This window comes from Microbacterium sp. Cr-K32 (assembly GCF_000708345.1).
In the GTDB taxonomy this organism is placed as follows: domain Bacteria; phylum Actinomycetota; class Actinomycetes; order Actinomycetales; family Microbacteriaceae; genus Microbacterium; species Microbacterium maritypicum_A.
Genome location: NZ_JARD01000028.1, coordinates 1 through 14814, shown reverse-complemented (window position 1 = coordinate 14814; position 14814 = coordinate 1). Strand labels below are relative to the sequence as shown.

18 protein-coding genes and 2 tRNA genes are annotated in these 14814 nt (G+C 67.7%); 16 read left to right on the top strand and 4 right to left on the bottom strand.

Annotation, left to right across the window (positions count from 1 at the left end):
* The first annotated feature begins 49 nt into the window (after positions 1-49).
* The 10 genes from GZ64_RS0114420 (at position 50) to GZ64_RS0114375 (ending at position 8649) form a co-directional block, all read left to right on the top strand.
* Positions 50-247 (top strand): DUF4244 domain-containing protein, encoded by a 198-nt coding sequence (locus GZ64_RS0114420; protein WP_021199122.1) that lies wholly within the window; start codon positions 50-52, stop codon positions 245-247.
* Entirely contained in the window at positions 247-642 is a 396-nt protein-coding gene (locus tag GZ64_RS0114415) for a TadE family type IV pilus minor pilin (RefSeq protein ID WP_029258707.1), read from the top strand. The genes GZ64_RS0114420 and GZ64_RS0114415 overlap by 1 nt, the downstream gene beginning before the upstream one ends.
* Positions 642-968: a hypothetical protein gene (locus GZ64_RS0114410; protein ID WP_021199120.1), complete on the top strand. Its 327-nt coding sequence runs from the start codon at positions 642-644 to the stop codon at positions 966-968. Before GZ64_RS0114415 ends, GZ64_RS0114410 begins: the two co-directional genes overlap by 1 nt.
* A gap of 80 nt (positions 969-1048) precedes the next feature.
* Positions 1049-3922, top strand: a complete 2874-nt coding sequence (gene topA / locus GZ64_RS0114405) for a type I DNA topoisomerase (protein ID WP_029267263.1) — start codon at positions 1049-1051, stop codon at positions 3920-3922.
* Positions 3919-4548: a dTMP kinase gene (gene tmk / locus GZ64_RS0114400; protein ID WP_029267261.1), complete on the top strand. Its 630-nt coding sequence runs from the start codon at positions 3919-3921 to the stop codon at positions 4546-4548. The genes topA and tmk overlap by 4 nt, the downstream gene beginning before the upstream one ends.
* 71 nt (positions 4549-4619) lie before the next feature.
* The gene (locus tag GZ64_RS0114395) at positions 4620-5777 is read left to right on the top strand and encodes a DNA polymerase III subunit delta' (protein WP_029267259.1); all 1158 of its coding nucleotides are present in this window, start codon (positions 4620-4622) and stop codon (positions 5775-5777) included.
* A complete protein-coding gene (locus GZ64_RS0114390; RefSeq protein ID WP_029258703.1) occupies positions 5774-7327 on the top strand; it encodes an alpha/beta hydrolase in 1554 nt (517 codons plus the stop codon). The genes GZ64_RS0114395 and GZ64_RS0114390 overlap by 4 nt, the downstream gene beginning before the upstream one ends.
* A gap of 70 nt (positions 7328-7397) precedes the next feature.
* Positions 7398-7470: transfer RNA gene (locus GZ64_RS0114385), tRNA-Thr, on the top strand.
* A 67-nt stretch (positions 7471-7537) separates the two neighbouring features.
* Positions 7538-8119: an isochorismatase family protein gene (locus GZ64_RS0114380; protein ID WP_029267257.1), complete on the top strand. Its 582-nt coding sequence runs from the start codon at positions 7538-7540 to the stop codon at positions 8117-8119.
* The gene (locus GZ64_RS0114375; RefSeq protein ID WP_029258701.1) at positions 8116-8649 is read left to right on the top strand and encodes a DUF1697 domain-containing protein; all 534 of its coding nucleotides are present in this window, start codon (positions 8116-8118) and stop codon (positions 8647-8649) included. The genes GZ64_RS0114380 and GZ64_RS0114375 overlap by 4 nt, the downstream gene beginning before the upstream one ends.
* On the opposite strand, the gene GZ64_RS0114370 is transcribed toward GZ64_RS0114375, so the two are convergent.
* Entirely contained in the window at positions 8630-8854 is a 225-nt protein-coding gene (locus GZ64_RS0114370; protein WP_029267255.1) for a hypothetical protein, read from the bottom strand. The genes GZ64_RS0114375 and GZ64_RS0114370 overlap by 20 nt on opposite strands.
* Positions 8855-8879: 25 nt before the next feature.
* On the opposite strand from GZ64_RS0114370, the gene GZ64_RS0114365 reads away from it, so the two are divergent.
* Entirely contained in the window at positions 8880-9395 is a 516-nt protein-coding gene (locus GZ64_RS0114365; protein ID WP_029267252.1) for a CGNR zinc finger domain-containing protein, read from the top strand.
* Between the two features lie 31 nt (positions 9396-9426).
* Here the strand turns inward: GZ64_RS0114365 and GZ64_RS0114360 are convergent, their stop codons facing one another.
* Complete coding sequence (locus tag GZ64_RS0114360) at positions 9427-9972, bottom strand: type 1 glutamine amidotransferase domain-containing protein (protein WP_029267250.1); 546 nt, start codon at positions 9970-9972, stop codon at positions 9427-9429.
* A 170-nt stretch (positions 9973-10142) separates the two neighbouring features.
* On the opposite strand from GZ64_RS0114360, the gene GZ64_RS0114355 reads away from it, so the two are divergent.
* The gene (locus GZ64_RS0114355) at positions 10143-10598 is read left to right on the top strand and encodes a hypothetical protein (RefSeq protein WP_029267248.1); all 456 of its coding nucleotides are present in this window, start codon (positions 10143-10145) and stop codon (positions 10596-10598) included.
* A 25-nt stretch (positions 10599-10623) separates the two neighbouring features.
* On the opposite strand, the gene GZ64_RS0114350 is transcribed toward GZ64_RS0114355, so the two are convergent.
* A tRNA-Lys gene (locus GZ64_RS0114350) sits at positions 10624-10696 on the bottom strand.
* 136 nt (positions 10697-10832) lie between these two features.
* Positions 10833-11492 carry a fasciclin domain-containing protein gene (locus GZ64_RS0114345; RefSeq protein ID WP_021199109.1) on the bottom strand — a complete coding sequence of 220 codons (660 nt, stop codon included), beginning with the start codon at positions 11490-11492 and terminating at the stop codon, positions 10833-10835.
* A 196-nt stretch (positions 11493-11688) separates the two neighbouring features.
* Here GZ64_RS0114345 and sigK point away from each other — a divergent pair, with 196 nt between their 5' ends.
* The 4 genes from sigK to GZ64_RS0114325 form a co-directional block, all read left to right on the top strand.
* Positions 11689-12288 (top strand): ECF RNA polymerase sigma factor SigK, encoded by a 600-nt coding sequence (gene sigK / locus GZ64_RS0114340; protein WP_029258697.1) that lies wholly within the window; start codon positions 11689-11691, stop codon positions 12286-12288.
* Positions 12285-13076, top strand: coding sequence for an anti-sigma factor (locus GZ64_RS0114335; protein ID WP_029267246.1), 792 nt, complete (start codon positions 12285-12287; stop codon positions 13074-13076). Before sigK ends, GZ64_RS0114335 begins: the two co-directional genes overlap by 4 nt.
* A 29-nt stretch (positions 13077-13105) precedes the next feature.
* The gene (locus GZ64_RS0114330) at positions 13106-13735 is read left to right on the top strand and encodes a hypothetical protein (protein ID WP_029267244.1); all 630 of its coding nucleotides are present in this window, start codon (positions 13106-13108) and stop codon (positions 13733-13735) included.
* Between the two features lie 197 nt (positions 13736-13932).
* Positions 13933-14814, top strand: an 882-nt coding sequence (locus GZ64_RS0114325; RefSeq protein WP_029267242.1) for an aminodeoxychorismate lyase, incomplete at its 3' end; no start/stop codon positions are given.

The following is a 14814-nucleotide window of genomic DNA, read 5'->3' as shown; positions in this document are numbered from 1 at the left end:
GAACACCCGTACACCCCGATGCCCTGCATCCCACAGAAAGAAGGAACACATGAAGAACATTCCCCTGCTGGATCGACGGCGCGCCGAGGCGTTGTTCGGCGACGACACCGGAGCCGCCACGGCCGAGTACGCGATCACGACGATGGCTGCCGTGGCTTTCGCAGGACTCCTCGTCGTCATCATGCGATCGGACGAAGTGCGTGGCATTCTCACCGATCTCGTGCGACGGGCGCTGACGGTGTCGTGATGAAGATCACGAGACGATCCCGGAACGCCCGTGGCGTCGGCGAGGTGTCGCCGGCGCCACGACACGCGGGCGACCGCGGATCCGTCTCGGCGGAGTTGGCCCTCGCTCTTCCCGCGGTGGTGCTGGTGTTCCTGCTCGGCGCGGGAGCTCTCGGCACGGCATCCCGCCAGGTGGCGCTGCAGGATGCCTCTGCCGACGCGGCGCGCCTGCTCGGACGCGGCGAAGAACAGGGCACCGCGAAACGAGTGGTGCAGTCCGCAGTCCCGGGAGCGAGGATGACATCCTCGCTCTCGGGCGACCTCGTCTGCGTCAGCGCGTCGCTCGACGTTTCCGTCGGATCGGTGCTCCGTCTGCCTCTTCGTGCCAGGAGTTGCGCGCTCGACGGGGGACTCTGATGGCAGGTTCGGCGCTCGCGGCGGGAGTTCTCGCCGTCGCGGCGACGCTGTCCCTCGGCCTCGCCGCTGTCGGCGGGGCTGCGGTGACAGCACAGCGGGCGGCGGGTGCCGCTGATGCCGCGGCGCTCGCCGTCGCGGACGCCGCGAGCGGTGCCGTGCCGACCGACGAGCAGCCCTGTGAACTCGGAGCGAGGGTCGCGCGGGCGTCGGATGCCGTGCTCACCGGCTGTGTCCTCAGGGGCTTCGTGGCGACCGTGGAGGTGCAGGCGGCGTACGCTGGACTCGCAGCCGTCTCCCGAGCCCGTGCCGGGCCACCCGAGGGATAGCGACGGCAGCGCGACCTCGCTCACTGTGAACGACCCCGCACAGTGGTGTGTATGGTGTGCTTCGAAGAAAGGACGCACCCTTGGCTGAAGGCAAGAAGCTCGTCATCGTCGAGTCCCCGACGAAGATGCGGTCTATTCAGGGATACCTCGGCGACGGCTACGAGGTGCTCAGCTCCGTCGGCCACATCCGCGACCTCGCTGACAAGAAGGACATCCCGGCTGCGGACAAGCAGGCCTACGGGAAGTACTCCATCGACATCGACAACGGATTCGACCCGTACTACGTCGTCTCCGATCGGAAGACCAAGACGGTCGCCGAACTCAAGCGCGCGCTGAAAAGCGCCGACGAACTCCTGCTCGCCACTGATGAGGACCGCGAGGGCGAGGCGATCGCCTGGCATCTGCTCGAGACCCTCAAGCCCAAGGTGCCCGTGAAGCGGATGGTGTTCCACGAGATCACCAAGGATGCGATCCAGGCCGCAGTCGGCAACACACGCGAACTCGACCACGACCTCGTCGATGCACAGGAGACCCGACGCATCCTCGACCGTCTGTACGGCTGGGACGTCTCGCCCGTGCTCTGGTACAAGGTGAAGACAGGCATCTCGGCCGGACGCGTGCAGTCCGCTGCGACCCGCCTGATCGTCGACCGGGAGCGCGAGCGCATGGCGTTCACCTCCGCCGAGTACTGGGACGTCGATGCGGCGGCTGCCGCGACCGGCACCTCGTTCAAGATCCGTCTGGTGCGCGTCGACGGTGGCCAGCTCGCTCGCGGTAGCGACTTCGATGACGACGGCAAGCTCAAGAAGGCCGTCGTCATCCTCGATGAGGCCGCAGCGTCTGCCCTGGCGAAGGCCATCGACGCCGTGGGCGCCGGCACCGTCACCAAGGTCGAGGCGAAGCCCGGCACCCGCAGCCCCTACGCTCCCTTCACGACATCCACGATGCAGCAGGAAGCCGGGCGCAAGCTCTCGATGGGCGCGAAGCAGGCGATGGGTGTCGCCCAGCGCCTGTACGAGAAGGGCTACATCACTTATATGCGTACCGACTCCACGTCGCTGAGCACCCAGGCGGTGCAGGCGGCGCGGAGCCAGGCGGTGGCCCTCTACGGCGACGCCGCGGTACCGCTGAAGCCCCGGGTGTACAAGTCCAAGAGCAAGAACGCGCAGGAGGCCCACGAGGCCATCCGTCCGTCCGGTGACAACTTCCGCACGCCGGCCTCGCTGTCGTCGGAACTCGACCGCGACGAGCAGCGCCTCTACGACCTCATCTGGAAGCGCACCGTCGCCAGCCAGATGGCCGACGCCAAGTACGAGACCACCACGGTCACGATCGCCGTCGACGCCGCGGGCAAGAAGGCCGAGTTCACGGCCTCCGGGACCGTGTACACCTTCAAGGGCTTCCTGGAGGCCTACGAAGAGGGTCGCGATGAGAAGCGCGGCGACGCGGACGCCGCGGAGAACCAGTCGCTCCCCGCTGTCGCGGTCGGCGATCAGCTCGCGGTGTCGGATGCGGAGGCCAAGGGGCACCGCACCACCCCGAAGCCGCGATACACCGAGGCTTCGCTCGTGAAGGTGCTCGAGGAGAAGGGCATCGGTCGCCCCTCGACGTTCGCCTCGATCCCCGAGACGATCCTCGATCGTGGGTACGCGGTCAAACGTGGGCAGGCCCTCGTGCCGACCTGGCTCGCGTTCAGTGTCGTGCGCCTGCTCGAAGAGCACTTCGCCGAACTCGTCGACTACGACTTCACGGCTGCGCTCGAAGACGACCTCGACACGATCGCCCGCGGCGAGCAGAACCGGGTCGAGTGGCTCAAGTCCTTCTACTTCGGATCCGACAACCACGTGGGTCTGCGCCAGGTCGTCGACAACCTCGGAGAGATCGACGCTCGTGCACTGAACTCCACGCGCATCACCGACACGGCCACGCTTCGCTTCGGCAAGTACGGCCCGTATCTCGAGGTGGCCGACCCCGCGAACCCCGAGGCCAAGCCGCGCATCGTCAACGTGCCGGAAGACCTCGCACCCGACGAGCTGACCGCTGAGAAGGCTCAGGAGCTCATCGACGCTCCCGTCGCCGGCGACCGCGTGCTGGGGGAGAACCCCGAGAACGGCAAGATCATCGTGGTGAAGGACGGCCGGTTCGGGCCGTACGTGCAGGAGAACGACCCCGTGTCGGAAGACGCGGCGGTCGACGAGACCACGGGCGAGGTCGTCGAGGCTCCGAAGCCGAAGCGCGGTGCGAAGAAAGAGGCTGCCCCGAAGCCCCGCACTGCATCGCTCTTCCGCTCGATGTCGGTCGACGAGATCGATCTCGACACCGCGCTGAAGCTGCTCAGCCTTCCCCGCATCGTGGGCGTCGACCCGGAATCCGGCGACGAGATCACGGCGCAGAACGGCAGGTTCGGGCCGTACCTGAAGAAGGGCACCGACTCGCGTTCGCTCGAGTCCGAGTCGCAGATCTTCGACGTGACGCTCGAACAGGCACTCGAGATCTACGCGCAGCCGAAGTACGGCGCAGGCCGTCGGGCCTCCAGCGCGCTCGCCGAATTCGAGGCCGACCCTGTCAGCGGGAAGCCGATCCGCATCCGCGACGGCCGTTTCGGCGCGTATGTGACCGATGGCGAGACGAACGTGACGATCCCGCGCGGTCAGACCGTCGACGACATCACCTTCGAGGTTGCGGTCCAGATGCTCGCCGACAAGCGTGCGAAGGGCCCGGCTCCCAAGCGCGGGGCGGCCAAGAAGGCTCCTGCCAAGAAGCCTGCAGCCAAGAAGACCGCCGCCAAGCCAGCCGCCACGACGACCGCCGCCAAGAAGGCCCCTGCGAAGAAGCCGGCAGCGAAGAAGACCACCGCTGCCGCGTCCGCCGCTCGTTCGGCGGCGGCCAAGAAGGCCGCGGCGACGCGTGCGGCCAATGCGGCAGCGAAGGCGGCGGAGAAGGCGGACTCGTGACCTCAGGGCACGGGGTGTGGATCACATTCGAGGGCGGCGACGGCTCGGGGAAGACCACGCAGTCGAATCTGCTCGCCGAGTGGCTCGAAGGCGCCGGACGCACGGTGCTCCGCACGCGTGAACCCGGGGGTTCCGAGGTGGGACAGCTGATCCGAGACATCGTGCTGCACCATCGGGGCGACATCGCGCCCCGAGCGGAGGCACTGCTGTACGCCGCGGATCGGGCTCACCATGTCGCCACCGTCGTGCGACCGGCGATCGAGCGGGGCGACATCGTGCTGCAGGACCGCTACCTCGATTCGTCCGTGGCGTATCAGGGTGCCGGCCGCGTGCTCGACGCGGCCGAGATCCGAGACCTGTCGCTCTGGGCGGCGGAAGGCGCGCTTCCGGACCTCACGATCCTGCTCGACCTCGACCCTGCGGCGGCGCGCACCCGTCTGGACTCCGCCGACAAGCCCTTCGACCGGCTCGAAGCCGAGAAGGCGGAGTTCCACGAACGCGTGCGCGACGCCTTCCTCACACTCGCGGAGGAAGAAGAGGAGCGGTTCCTCGTCGTCGATGCCTCCTCCGCGCCGGAGATCATCGCGGAACGGATCCGTGCGGGAGTCGACGCCCTTCTCGACTGAGCCGACCTGGCCGGTCGGCTCGACCACGATCTCGTGCGGTGGGCGTCGGTGGTCGCGATTAGGCTGAGTGCATGCCCCAGACCGTTCCCGCCCCTTTTCCCTGGGCGGATGTGTGGGGGCAGGACGCCGCCGTCGACACTCTCCGCGCCGCGGCATCCGATCCGTCCGCGCTCTCGCACGCCTGGTTGATCACGGGCCCGCCGGGGTCTGGGCGCTCCACCCTCGCGTACGCGTTCGCCGCGGCGTTGATCGCCGACCGACCTGACGACGAGAATGCGATGCGGCAGGTGCTCGCCGGTACTCACCCCGACGTCACGGCACTGCGTACCGACAAGGTCATCATCACGATCGCCGAAGCGCGCGGTCTGGTCGAACGCTCGTACTTCGCGCCCTCTGCGGGGCGCTATCGGGTCATCGTGGTCGAGGACGCCGACCGCATGGTCGAGCGCACCTCCAACGTGCTCCTGAAAGCGCTCGAAGAGCCGCCGGAACAGACGGTGTGGATCCTGTGCGCGCCGAGCGAGGCCGATCTGCTCCCCACGATCCGATCGCGCGTGCGGTCGTTGCGGTTGCGGGAACCCGATGTCGCCGATGTCGCCCGGCTCATCGGTCTTCGCACGGGCGTCGTTGCGGGCGTCGCAGAGCAGGCGGCACGGCACGCCCAGCGCCACATCGGCATGGCTCAGCGACTGGCCACCGACGATGCGGCTCGGCGTCGGCGAGACGAGACCCTCCGCTCCGTCCTCGGCGTCAGGGGAGTCGGCGATGCCGTCGAGGTCGCCGGGCGCATCATCCAGGCGGCGACGGAGGATGCGAAGGCGCTCACGGCCGAACGCGACGCTCAGGAGCGCGCTTCGCTGCTGCGTACCATCGGCATCGCCGAGGGGCAGGCGGTGCCGCCGGCGCTGCGCACGCAGCTCTCCGCACTCGAAGACGATCAGAAGAAGCGGGCCACGCGGAGCCTCCGCGACGGGATCGACCGTGTTCTCACCGATCTGCAGTCGCTGTTCCGCGATGTCGTGATGGTGCAGTTCGTACAGGGCGACGACCTCATCAACAGCGAGTTGCGCACCGAGCTGTCCGACCTCGCTTCCGCCTGGTCCGAGACCCGTACTCTTGTCGTACTTGACCACCTTGCCGAGACGCGGCAGTCGTTGGAGCGCAATGTCGCTCCTCTGCTCGCCCTGGAAAGCTTGCTCGTGACGATCACGAGCGGGAGGAAACCGTGAACAATCGATCGACTTCCCGCTGGCGTCGAGCCGCCGCGATCATCGCAGGGCTCGCAGCCGCATCCGTCGCACTCTCGGGGTGCCTGTACGCGATGATTCCCGAACAGTCCTCGCGGCCGGCGACGTCCAGCGAACCCGACACCGAGGGTGTCGCGGAGGATCTGCTGCCCTTCTACTCGCAGGATCTCACCTGGACCGAGTGCGGCGTCGGCTTCGACTGCACCGACGTGACGGCCCCTCTCGACTGGGAGGACCCGGGCAAGGGGGAGATCACCCTCTCGGTGGTCCGGCACCGTGCCGAGGGCACTCCTGTCGGTTCGCTGCTGACGAATCCGGGCGGCCCCGGGGCCAGCGGCGTCGACCTGATCCTCAACAGCCTCGACTTCGCGGTCGGAGCCGACCTCATCGAGAACTTCGATGTGATCGGCTTCGATCCGCGCGGAGTCGGTGACTCGACCGCGGTGAAGTGCTACGACGCCCCGCAGATGGACGACTACCTCTACGGCATTCCCTCCGCTGCCCGTGGGACGGCCGAGTGGGAGGCCGAGCTGCTCGACTCCCACAAGGCCTTCGCCGAGGCGTGTGATGCGAACAGCAACGGCATCCTGCCCTACATCACGACCGTCAACGCGGCCCGAGACATGGATCTGATCCGGGCGGTGCTGGGCGACAAGCAGTTGAACTACCTCGGCTACTCGTACGGCACGTTCCTCGGTGCGACCTACGCGAAGCTGTACCCCGAGAAGGCAGGCCGCCTGGTGCTCGACGGCGCCATCGATCCGGCCGTCCCCGGGCTCGAGGTCGGGGCGACCCAGGCGCTCGGATTCGAATCCGCGTTGCGCGCCTACATGCAGGACTGCCTCGACTCGGGGGAATGCCCGTTCAACGGCACCGTGGACGAGGCGATGGCCGATCTGGGCGCACTACTGGCGAGCGTCGACAGCACGCCTCTGAAAAGCGGAGACGGCCGCATGCTGGGTGCCGACTCGCTGATGACGGCCATCATCGCCGCGCTCTACTCGCAGGACAGTTGGGGCTACCTCACGCAGGCGCTCGACGAGGCTCTTCAGGGCGACCCGACCTCGGCACTGTTCCTCGCCGACTTCTACAACGGCCGAGAGAACGGCACCTACACCGACAACTCCGCCGAGGCGTTCCGCGCTTACAACTGCATGGACTACCCGGTGGAAGACGACCCGGCCGCGGAAGCGGCGACGAACGCGAAGATCGCCGAGGGCGCCCCGACGATCGCGCCGTACTGGACGGGCCCCGACTCCTGCGCGGTCTGGCCCTACCCGCCCACGGGCACACGGGGTGAAATCAAGGCCGAAGGCGCCGGTCCCATCCTCGTGATCGGCACCACGAACGACCCGGCCACCCCCTACGAGTGGTCGGAGTCGCTCGCGAAGCAGCTCGAAGAAGGCATCCTCATCACGCGCGTCGGCGAGGGCCACACCGGCTACAACAAGGGCAACGCCTGCGTCGATGATGCGGTCGAGGCGTTCCTGCTCGACGACGTCGTGCCGGAAGACGGTCTCCGCTGCGAGTGATCGCGGCCTCGATTCGCGAGTGAGCGCGAGACAGGGTAATATCGGTGATCGCGCCGCTCACGCGTCGCACGCCGCTTTAGCTCAGTCGGCAGAGCATTTCACTCGTAATGAAAAGGTCGTCAGTTCGATTCTGACAAGCGGCTCCGAAGGCCCCGTGATGCGAAGAACATCACGGGGCCTTTCCCGTTCCGCACCGCGTACCCTCGAAGCATGAGCAGAGCGCTTCTCATCGTCGATGTGCAGAATGACTTCACCGAAGACGGCGCCCTCGCCGTCGCGGGCGGCGATGCGGTGGCCGCAGCCGTCACGGCATTCCTCGCCGCCCACACGGGCGACTACGCGGTGATCATCGCCTCGAGGGATTGGCACGATGCCGACGGCGACAACGGCGGACATTTCGCCGACGGCCCCGACTACGTCGACTCCTGGCCTGTGCATTGCGTCGCGGGGACCACGGGGGCGGCGTACGACCCGCTGCTCGCGACCGATGCCGTGACGCACCACGTCCTCAAAGGGCAGGGGAGGCCGGCGTATTCGATGTTCGAGGGGCAGACAGAGGCCGGGGAGACGGTCGGCGCCATCCTGACCGCAGCAGGTGTGCTCAGCGCCGACGTGGTGGGCCTCGCGACAGATCACTGCGTCAGGGCGAGCGCCCTCGACGCCATCGCGCACGGCGTGCGGGTCCGCATCCTCACCGACCTCGTCGCCGGTGTCGCCGCGGAGACCAGTGATGCCGCACTCGCCGAACTCGTCCACGCGGGGGCGGAGCTGGTCGAGAGCGCCGACGCGTGAGCCGCAGCGTTCTGCTCCTGCGGGCGGTCAACGTCAGCGGCCGCAACAGGGTGCCGATGGCGCGCCTCCGCGAGCTGCTCACGGCAGAGACCGAGCTGAACGACGTCTCCACCTACATCGCGAGCGGCAACATCATCTGCGAAACACCGGAGCATCCGGCTGCCACGTGTGCGGCCGTCCGCATGGCCATCCACGATGAGTTCGGCGTCGACACTCCGGTCATTCACCGCACTCATGCGCAGCTGGTCTCCTCGGAATCCGCCCAGCCGTTTCCCGAAGGCGACGTGAAGTCCGTGCACGCGATGTTCCTGGAGGGTGCGCCCTCGGGCGACGCGATCGAGGCGTTGCAGCAGCGTCTCCGCGACACCGAGCGGATCGCGCTGATCGGCGACGACCTGTGGATCGATTACGGTGCGGGCGGCGTGCACTCCACGAAGCTCACCAAGACGGTGCTCGATCGCGCGCTCGGAGTGGCTGGAACGGCGCGTAACCTGCGGACGACGCGCACGCTCATCGAACTGACGGCGTGACGCCGCCCAGTTCGCCGCTCAGCGCTGCCGGAGGCGTCTGCGAATGCGCCTGCACGTCGACCCGGTGCGTCTCACAGGCGGTGCACCGCACGTACAGCACGACGCCCTCGCTCGTCGGATGCCGGGACTCCACGAGCCAGGCATGCTCGTGCGCCTCGGCGGCGGGACGGACGCGGGGGATCGGAAGCGTGTTCAGTGAGGTCATGCTTCCAGCGTGATGTAATGGTCTTATGCATCTCAACCCTTACGGCGAGTACGCGGTGCTGCTCGCCGCGTCGCTGGCCAACGACTGGCCGGAGACCCGCGCAGGGATCGAGGAGCGCACTCTGGAGCTCGGGATGACGCAGACGTTCCCGCCCGCCGCCGACGACCACGAGAAGGTCAGAGCCGTCATCGACGACTGGCTGGCGATCGTGGATGAACCCGACCCCGACGCGCGGGCGGTGCTGCTCAACGCACAACTCGCCGCCGCAGCCGCCTATCCGAGATTGACGAACCACGACGGCGAGGGGTGGCACCTGCACTACCGCGACGACGTCCCGTCCCTGCCCTACGTGCTCCGGGCGATCATCAGCCTCGGCACGTCGCTGCACCTGGTCACACGGGGAATGAGCCGGCTCGGCCGATGCCAGGCCATGCCGTGTACGAACGTCGTCGCGGACGTGACCCGCAACGGTCGTCAGCGCTTCTGCTCCGTGCGCTGTGCGAACCGTGCGGCCGTGCGTCGGCACCGTGCGCGAGCCTGAGAGGCACCGTGCCTGAGCCTGAGCCTGACCGTCAGGCGGTCTGTCCGGCGTGCTTCCCTTCGCCGATCTCCTCGACGAGCTTCGCGTTGAAGGCCGGCAGGTCATCGGGAGTGCGGCTGGAGACGAGGCCCTCATCGACCACCACCTCCTCATCCACCCACGTCGCTCCGGCGTTGCGCAGATCGGTGGTCAGGCTCGGATAGCTGGTGAGCGTGCGTCCGTCGACGACACCGGCTTCGATCAGGATCCACGCACCGTGGCAGATCACGCCTACCGGCTTGTGCTGCTCGAAGAATGCTCGTGCCAGGTCGATCGAAGCCTTGTCCATGCGCAAGTGATCGGCGTTGACAACGCCGCCGGGGAGTACCAGCGCGTCGAAATCGTCCGCACTGGTCTCGGTTGCGCGCAGATCGACGGCTTGCTCATGGCCGTTCTTGCCGGTGATGGCAGCGCCGTCCGGAGCGATCAAGGTCGCGCTCGCGCCTTCTGCCGTCACGGCATCCCAGGGACTCGTGAGCTCACTGTCTTCGAATCCGTCTGTCGCGAGGAATGCCACGCGGCTGCCGCTGAGAGTCATCGTCCGTCCTTTCCTGGAGAGTCGTCCGCCGTTCGGGGACGACTCGACGATCTCCCGGATCGGGGGAGGATGGAAGGGGGTGGCCGAGGTGATGAGCCGGTGATAAGGGGGAACGGTCTTCCACGGAGCGCTCGTCACAGGTACGCGAGTCCCGGCAGTACGATCCAGATATGCGCGTCCGTCCTGCACTCGTCCTCCTCCCGGTACTCATCCTGCTCGCGGGGTGTGCCCCCGAGCCGGCGTCGAGCCCTTCGCCCTCCGCATCGAGGACCTCTTCACCCACGCCCACCCCGACCCCCTCGGCGATCGAGACCACGGAACCGCCGGCGACGGGAACGGAGTTCACCACGACTGCGCTCGTCGATCTCTGCACCGAGAGGACCCGAGCTCTCGCACCGGATGCCACGTATTTCGGAGACATGGCGACCACCGAATGGCTCGCGTCGTCGTCGCTCTGGTTCGTGGTCATCCCCAAGTCGCTCGACGGTGCGGACAGCGTCGCGGTGTGCGGCATCGGGGGAAGCCAGGAAGCGCCGGTCTTCGCTCTCGAAGGGGAGTCGCTGCCGGACGGTGTGGCCGACATCCGAGCGGAGCTGTTGTCGGGCGCCCCCGGCGGCGAGTCCTGAGAGGCCGCCGGGAGGCGACCTGCGGTGGGCCCCGTGGGGCTCGAACCCACGACCCGCGGATTAAAAGTCCGATGCTCTGCCAACTGAGCTAGAGGCCCCTCATCAAAGTCTAGTGCGCACGACGAGGGGCCGTCGGCGACACAGCACCGCCGACGGCCCCTTTTCCCTCTCGGGATCCTCCCCCTGCTTCCGAGAGGGCGCGTGCCGGGTGTCCTCCCACCCGGCGATCCTGGCTCAGGAAGCCGGGGGCATCAGAACCGTGTCGATGAGGTACACGGTCGCGTTCGCGGTCTTGACTCCACCGCAGATCACCTTGGCGTCGTTGACCATCAGGTCGTCACCGCTGCCCGTGACCTCGAGCTCGGCGCCCTGCACGGTCTTGTGCATGCCGTCGATGTCGGCCGGGTCGATCTGGCCGGGAACCACGTGGTACGTCAGGATCGAGCTCAGCGTGGCGCTGTCGGTCTTGAGTGCCTCGATGGTGGCCGGGTCGATCTTCGCGAACGCGTCGTCCACCGGTGCGAAGACCGTGAACTCGCTGCCGTTAAGGGTGTCGACGAGGTCGACGTCGGGGTTGAGCTGTCCGCTCACCGCCGAGACCAGCGTGGTCAGCAGCGGGTTGTTCGAGGCCGCGACCGCGACCGGGTCCTGCGACATTCCCTCGACGGAACCCGCGCCGTCCGGCACAGCGTCGGCGTACGCCGCGCAGCCGGGGCCGACCAGGTTGGCTGCCGGGTCCATCTCCATCGGCGTCGACTCCGACGTCTCCGGTGCCTTCGGCTCGGAAGACGAGTCCGAGGTGCTGCCGCTGCCCATGGAACAGGCGGAGAGCAGGAACGCGCTCGCCAGGCCGAGGGTGATTGCCGCGGTGACCTTCTTCTTGGTGCTGAACATGTCGAGCTCCTTCAGAAAACTGAGCCACGGCCTCTCCGTGGCGTCGAGTGCTGTTCGGAGCCCGTTCGGGATCGGATGGGAAGAATCTCAGAAATCTTGGAAACAGCTCCGACGACGGCGCCGGAGCGCACGATTCGCGAGGTCGATTCCTTCACATTCGGGTGACGTCTGCACGTGATCGGGGAGGAGATGCGGCATGCTTATGGGGATGGTCATCGATGGGTTCGACGTTCCCGAGGACGGAGCGACGCAGGATGCTGTCGCCGACCTCCTCGTCCGCGTCGCCTCCGGTGATCAGGCTGCCTTCGCGACGCTCTATGACACGCTGTCCTCCCGCGTGTTCGGCCTCATCCTCCGCGTCCTTATCAATCGCGCGCAGAGCGAAGAGGTGCTCCAGGAGGTTTTTCTCGAGATCTGGCAATCCGCTTCCCGCTTCGCTCCGAACAGAGGTCAGGGACGAGCGTGGGTCATGACGATCGCTCATCGCCGGGCCGTCGACCGAGTGCGGGCATCGCAATCGAGCGCGGACCGGGACGTACGAGCAGGATTCAAGGACATCGGCGTCGCGCACGACAGTGTCGCGGAGCAGGTCGAATTGGGGATCGAGGGAGGGAAGGTCGTCGAGGCGCTTTCGGGGCTTCCGGAAGCTCAGCGCGAAGCACTCGTCCTCGCGTATTACGGCGGTTACAGTCAGAACGAGATCGCGGCCCTCGTGGGGGCGCCGCTGGGGACAATCAAGACACGGATGCGAGACGGACTCAGCCGTCTGCGTACGGCGATGGGGGTGACGGCATGAACGAGAAGGACTTCGAGGAACTCGCGGCAGGTGCCGCGCTGCACTCGCTCTCCGCTGACGACGAGCGTCGATACCGTTCAGCCCTCGCGGAGCACCCGGAATGGGAGGACACGGTGGATGCGGATATCGCGACGGCCGCGTCGCTCGCAGACCGTGTCGAGCCCGTCGCCGCTCCCGCACACATCCGATCCGCGCTGCTCGCGCAGATCGCGGACATGCCCCAGAACGGTGGATCGCGGACCGACACCGACGTCTCGTCATCGCACGAGGAACGTCCCGCAGTCGTCGCCGTGTCCCACACCGAGCCTCAGCCCGAGCCGAAGAAGCAGCGTCGCTGGACCCGCACCGTCTTCGCCCTGGCGGCGTGCCTCGCCGTGCTGGTGGGCGTCGGCATCGGCGCGGTCGCCCTCAATCAGCAGCTGAACCCGCCCGCGAGTGTCATCGCGCTGCAGGAGATCGAAGCAGCCGACGACGCCCAGCAGGCGACGGTGACGCTCGACGACGGAGGAAGCGCGACAGCGCACTGGTCGGCTTCCACCGGCAAGGCCGTGCTCGTGGCCGACGGTCTCCCGAGTGCGGGTGAAGGCCAGACGTATGAGCTGTGGTTCGTGCGCGGTGACGCTCCCGTCTCCGCCGGAGTGTTCGATGTGGACGGTGGTGACGCCACCGCCCTCCTCGCCGGTGATATGCAGGCGGGTGACGCGATCGCGGTGACCGTGGAGCAGGCCGGCGGATCTCCGTCGGGCCAGCCGACGACCGATCCGGTGATCGTCATCCCCACGGCGTGAGCCGCACTGATCGCGCGTACCCTGGAGGGATGCCCGAGCAGTATCATCGCCCCGTGCGCCGCCCGACGAGCGCCTTCGACAACATCGTCGGCGCACACGACCCCGCCGAGGAGACGCGTATCGCGCATGCCACGGCATCCGCTCTGCTGACCCGCGTCCGCGCCGACGAGAGCGGAGCGAGCGCCGAAAGACTCGTCGCCTTCACCGCCGAACACGGAATCGACGAGATCGCGGAGCTGTGGTCGAAAGCACCCTCACGGACTCTCCCCGGCGCCCTGTGGCGCCTCTACGTGCTGCAGCTCGCGATCCACGGCGACCCGCAGACCGCGGCCCTCCTCTACGACCGCGGGCGCGTCGAATTGCCGTCGGCGGATGCGGCGATCGCCGGTGCGCCGGTGCCGGCGAGTCCGGACGAGCTGGTCGCTCTGATCGACACGATCCTGCGGGGGGCATTCCGTGGTGACTTCGCCGTGGCGCTCGACCGCGCCGCGGCCTTCTGTCGAGTGCAGGCCTCCGGGGCGACGCACACGGCTGACGACTACGAACCGACCGAGCCCGCACGATCTAGCGAACTGACCACGCGAGCGCTGCGACTGAGCAGTTACGGAGAGGATCTGGCCGCAGCCGCCGTGCTGTGGCGGATGGATGCGCTCGCCTGACGAGCATCGGGTGGCCCGACGGGAAGGCGATCCGGATGCGCGAAACCGCTCCGGGCAAGAAAAGACCGGGCCGCAAGAACGCCTCTCGGCGGAAGGCCGCTCGCAGCGGCAAAAATTGGAGCCCGGGGTTATGCGGCCCGGCCACTCCATTGTAACGCGATGCGGCGGACGGTATTCCCGCCCTCTAGGCTCGGATCATGACCGGGCGCTTCGCACTCATGATCGATCCCGTCGCCGCCGACGAACAGCGCAGCGACTTCTCCGAGACCTTCACGCAGGTGGACGCCGCCGCCCCCGCGCTCAGTGTGGGGGAGCTGAGCACACAGCGCGGTGACGGGGTGTTCGAGTCGATCGGCGTGATCGACGGGCACGCGCAGGAGGTCGTCCCGCACCTGGAACGCCTCGCCCACTCGGCACTGCTGTGCGACCTTCCGGTCCCGAATCTCATGCAATGGCGGCAGGCGGTCGATCAGGCGGCTGCACAGCTCGGAGCGGGCGAGTCCGTCATCAAGCTCATCCTCAGCCGCGGAGTCGAGCACGGGCCCACTCCGACGGCATGGGTGACCGCGGCTCCGGCCTCCGATTTCTCCGCCGTGCGAGAGCATGGTGTGCGCGTCGTGACGCTCGACCGCGGGTACGACCTGGGTGCAGCGGAGCGGGCTCCGTGGCTGCTGCTGGGAGCGAAGACGCTGTCGTACGCCGTGAACATGGCGGCCCTGCGCGAGGCGCACCGGCGTGGTGCGGACGATGCGATCTTCCTCTCGAGCGACGGCTTCGTGCTGGAGGCTCCGACGGCTTCCCTGATTCTCCGCTTCGGCGACCGTTTCGTGACGCCGGCTCCGACGGGTGGCATCCTGCACGGTACGACGCAGCTCAGTGTGTACGAGCACCTCGCCGCCCAGGGTTTCGACGTCGGGTACGACCGCATCCCGGCAACCGACCTTCCGCAAGCGGACGCCGCGTGGCTCGTGTCGAGCGTGCGCCTCGCCGCGGCGATCACCGCCGTCGATGGCGTCTCCCTTCCGGTCGACCGCACGCTCACGGCCGCGCTGAACCGCTACCTGCTCTCGCCGCGCGAC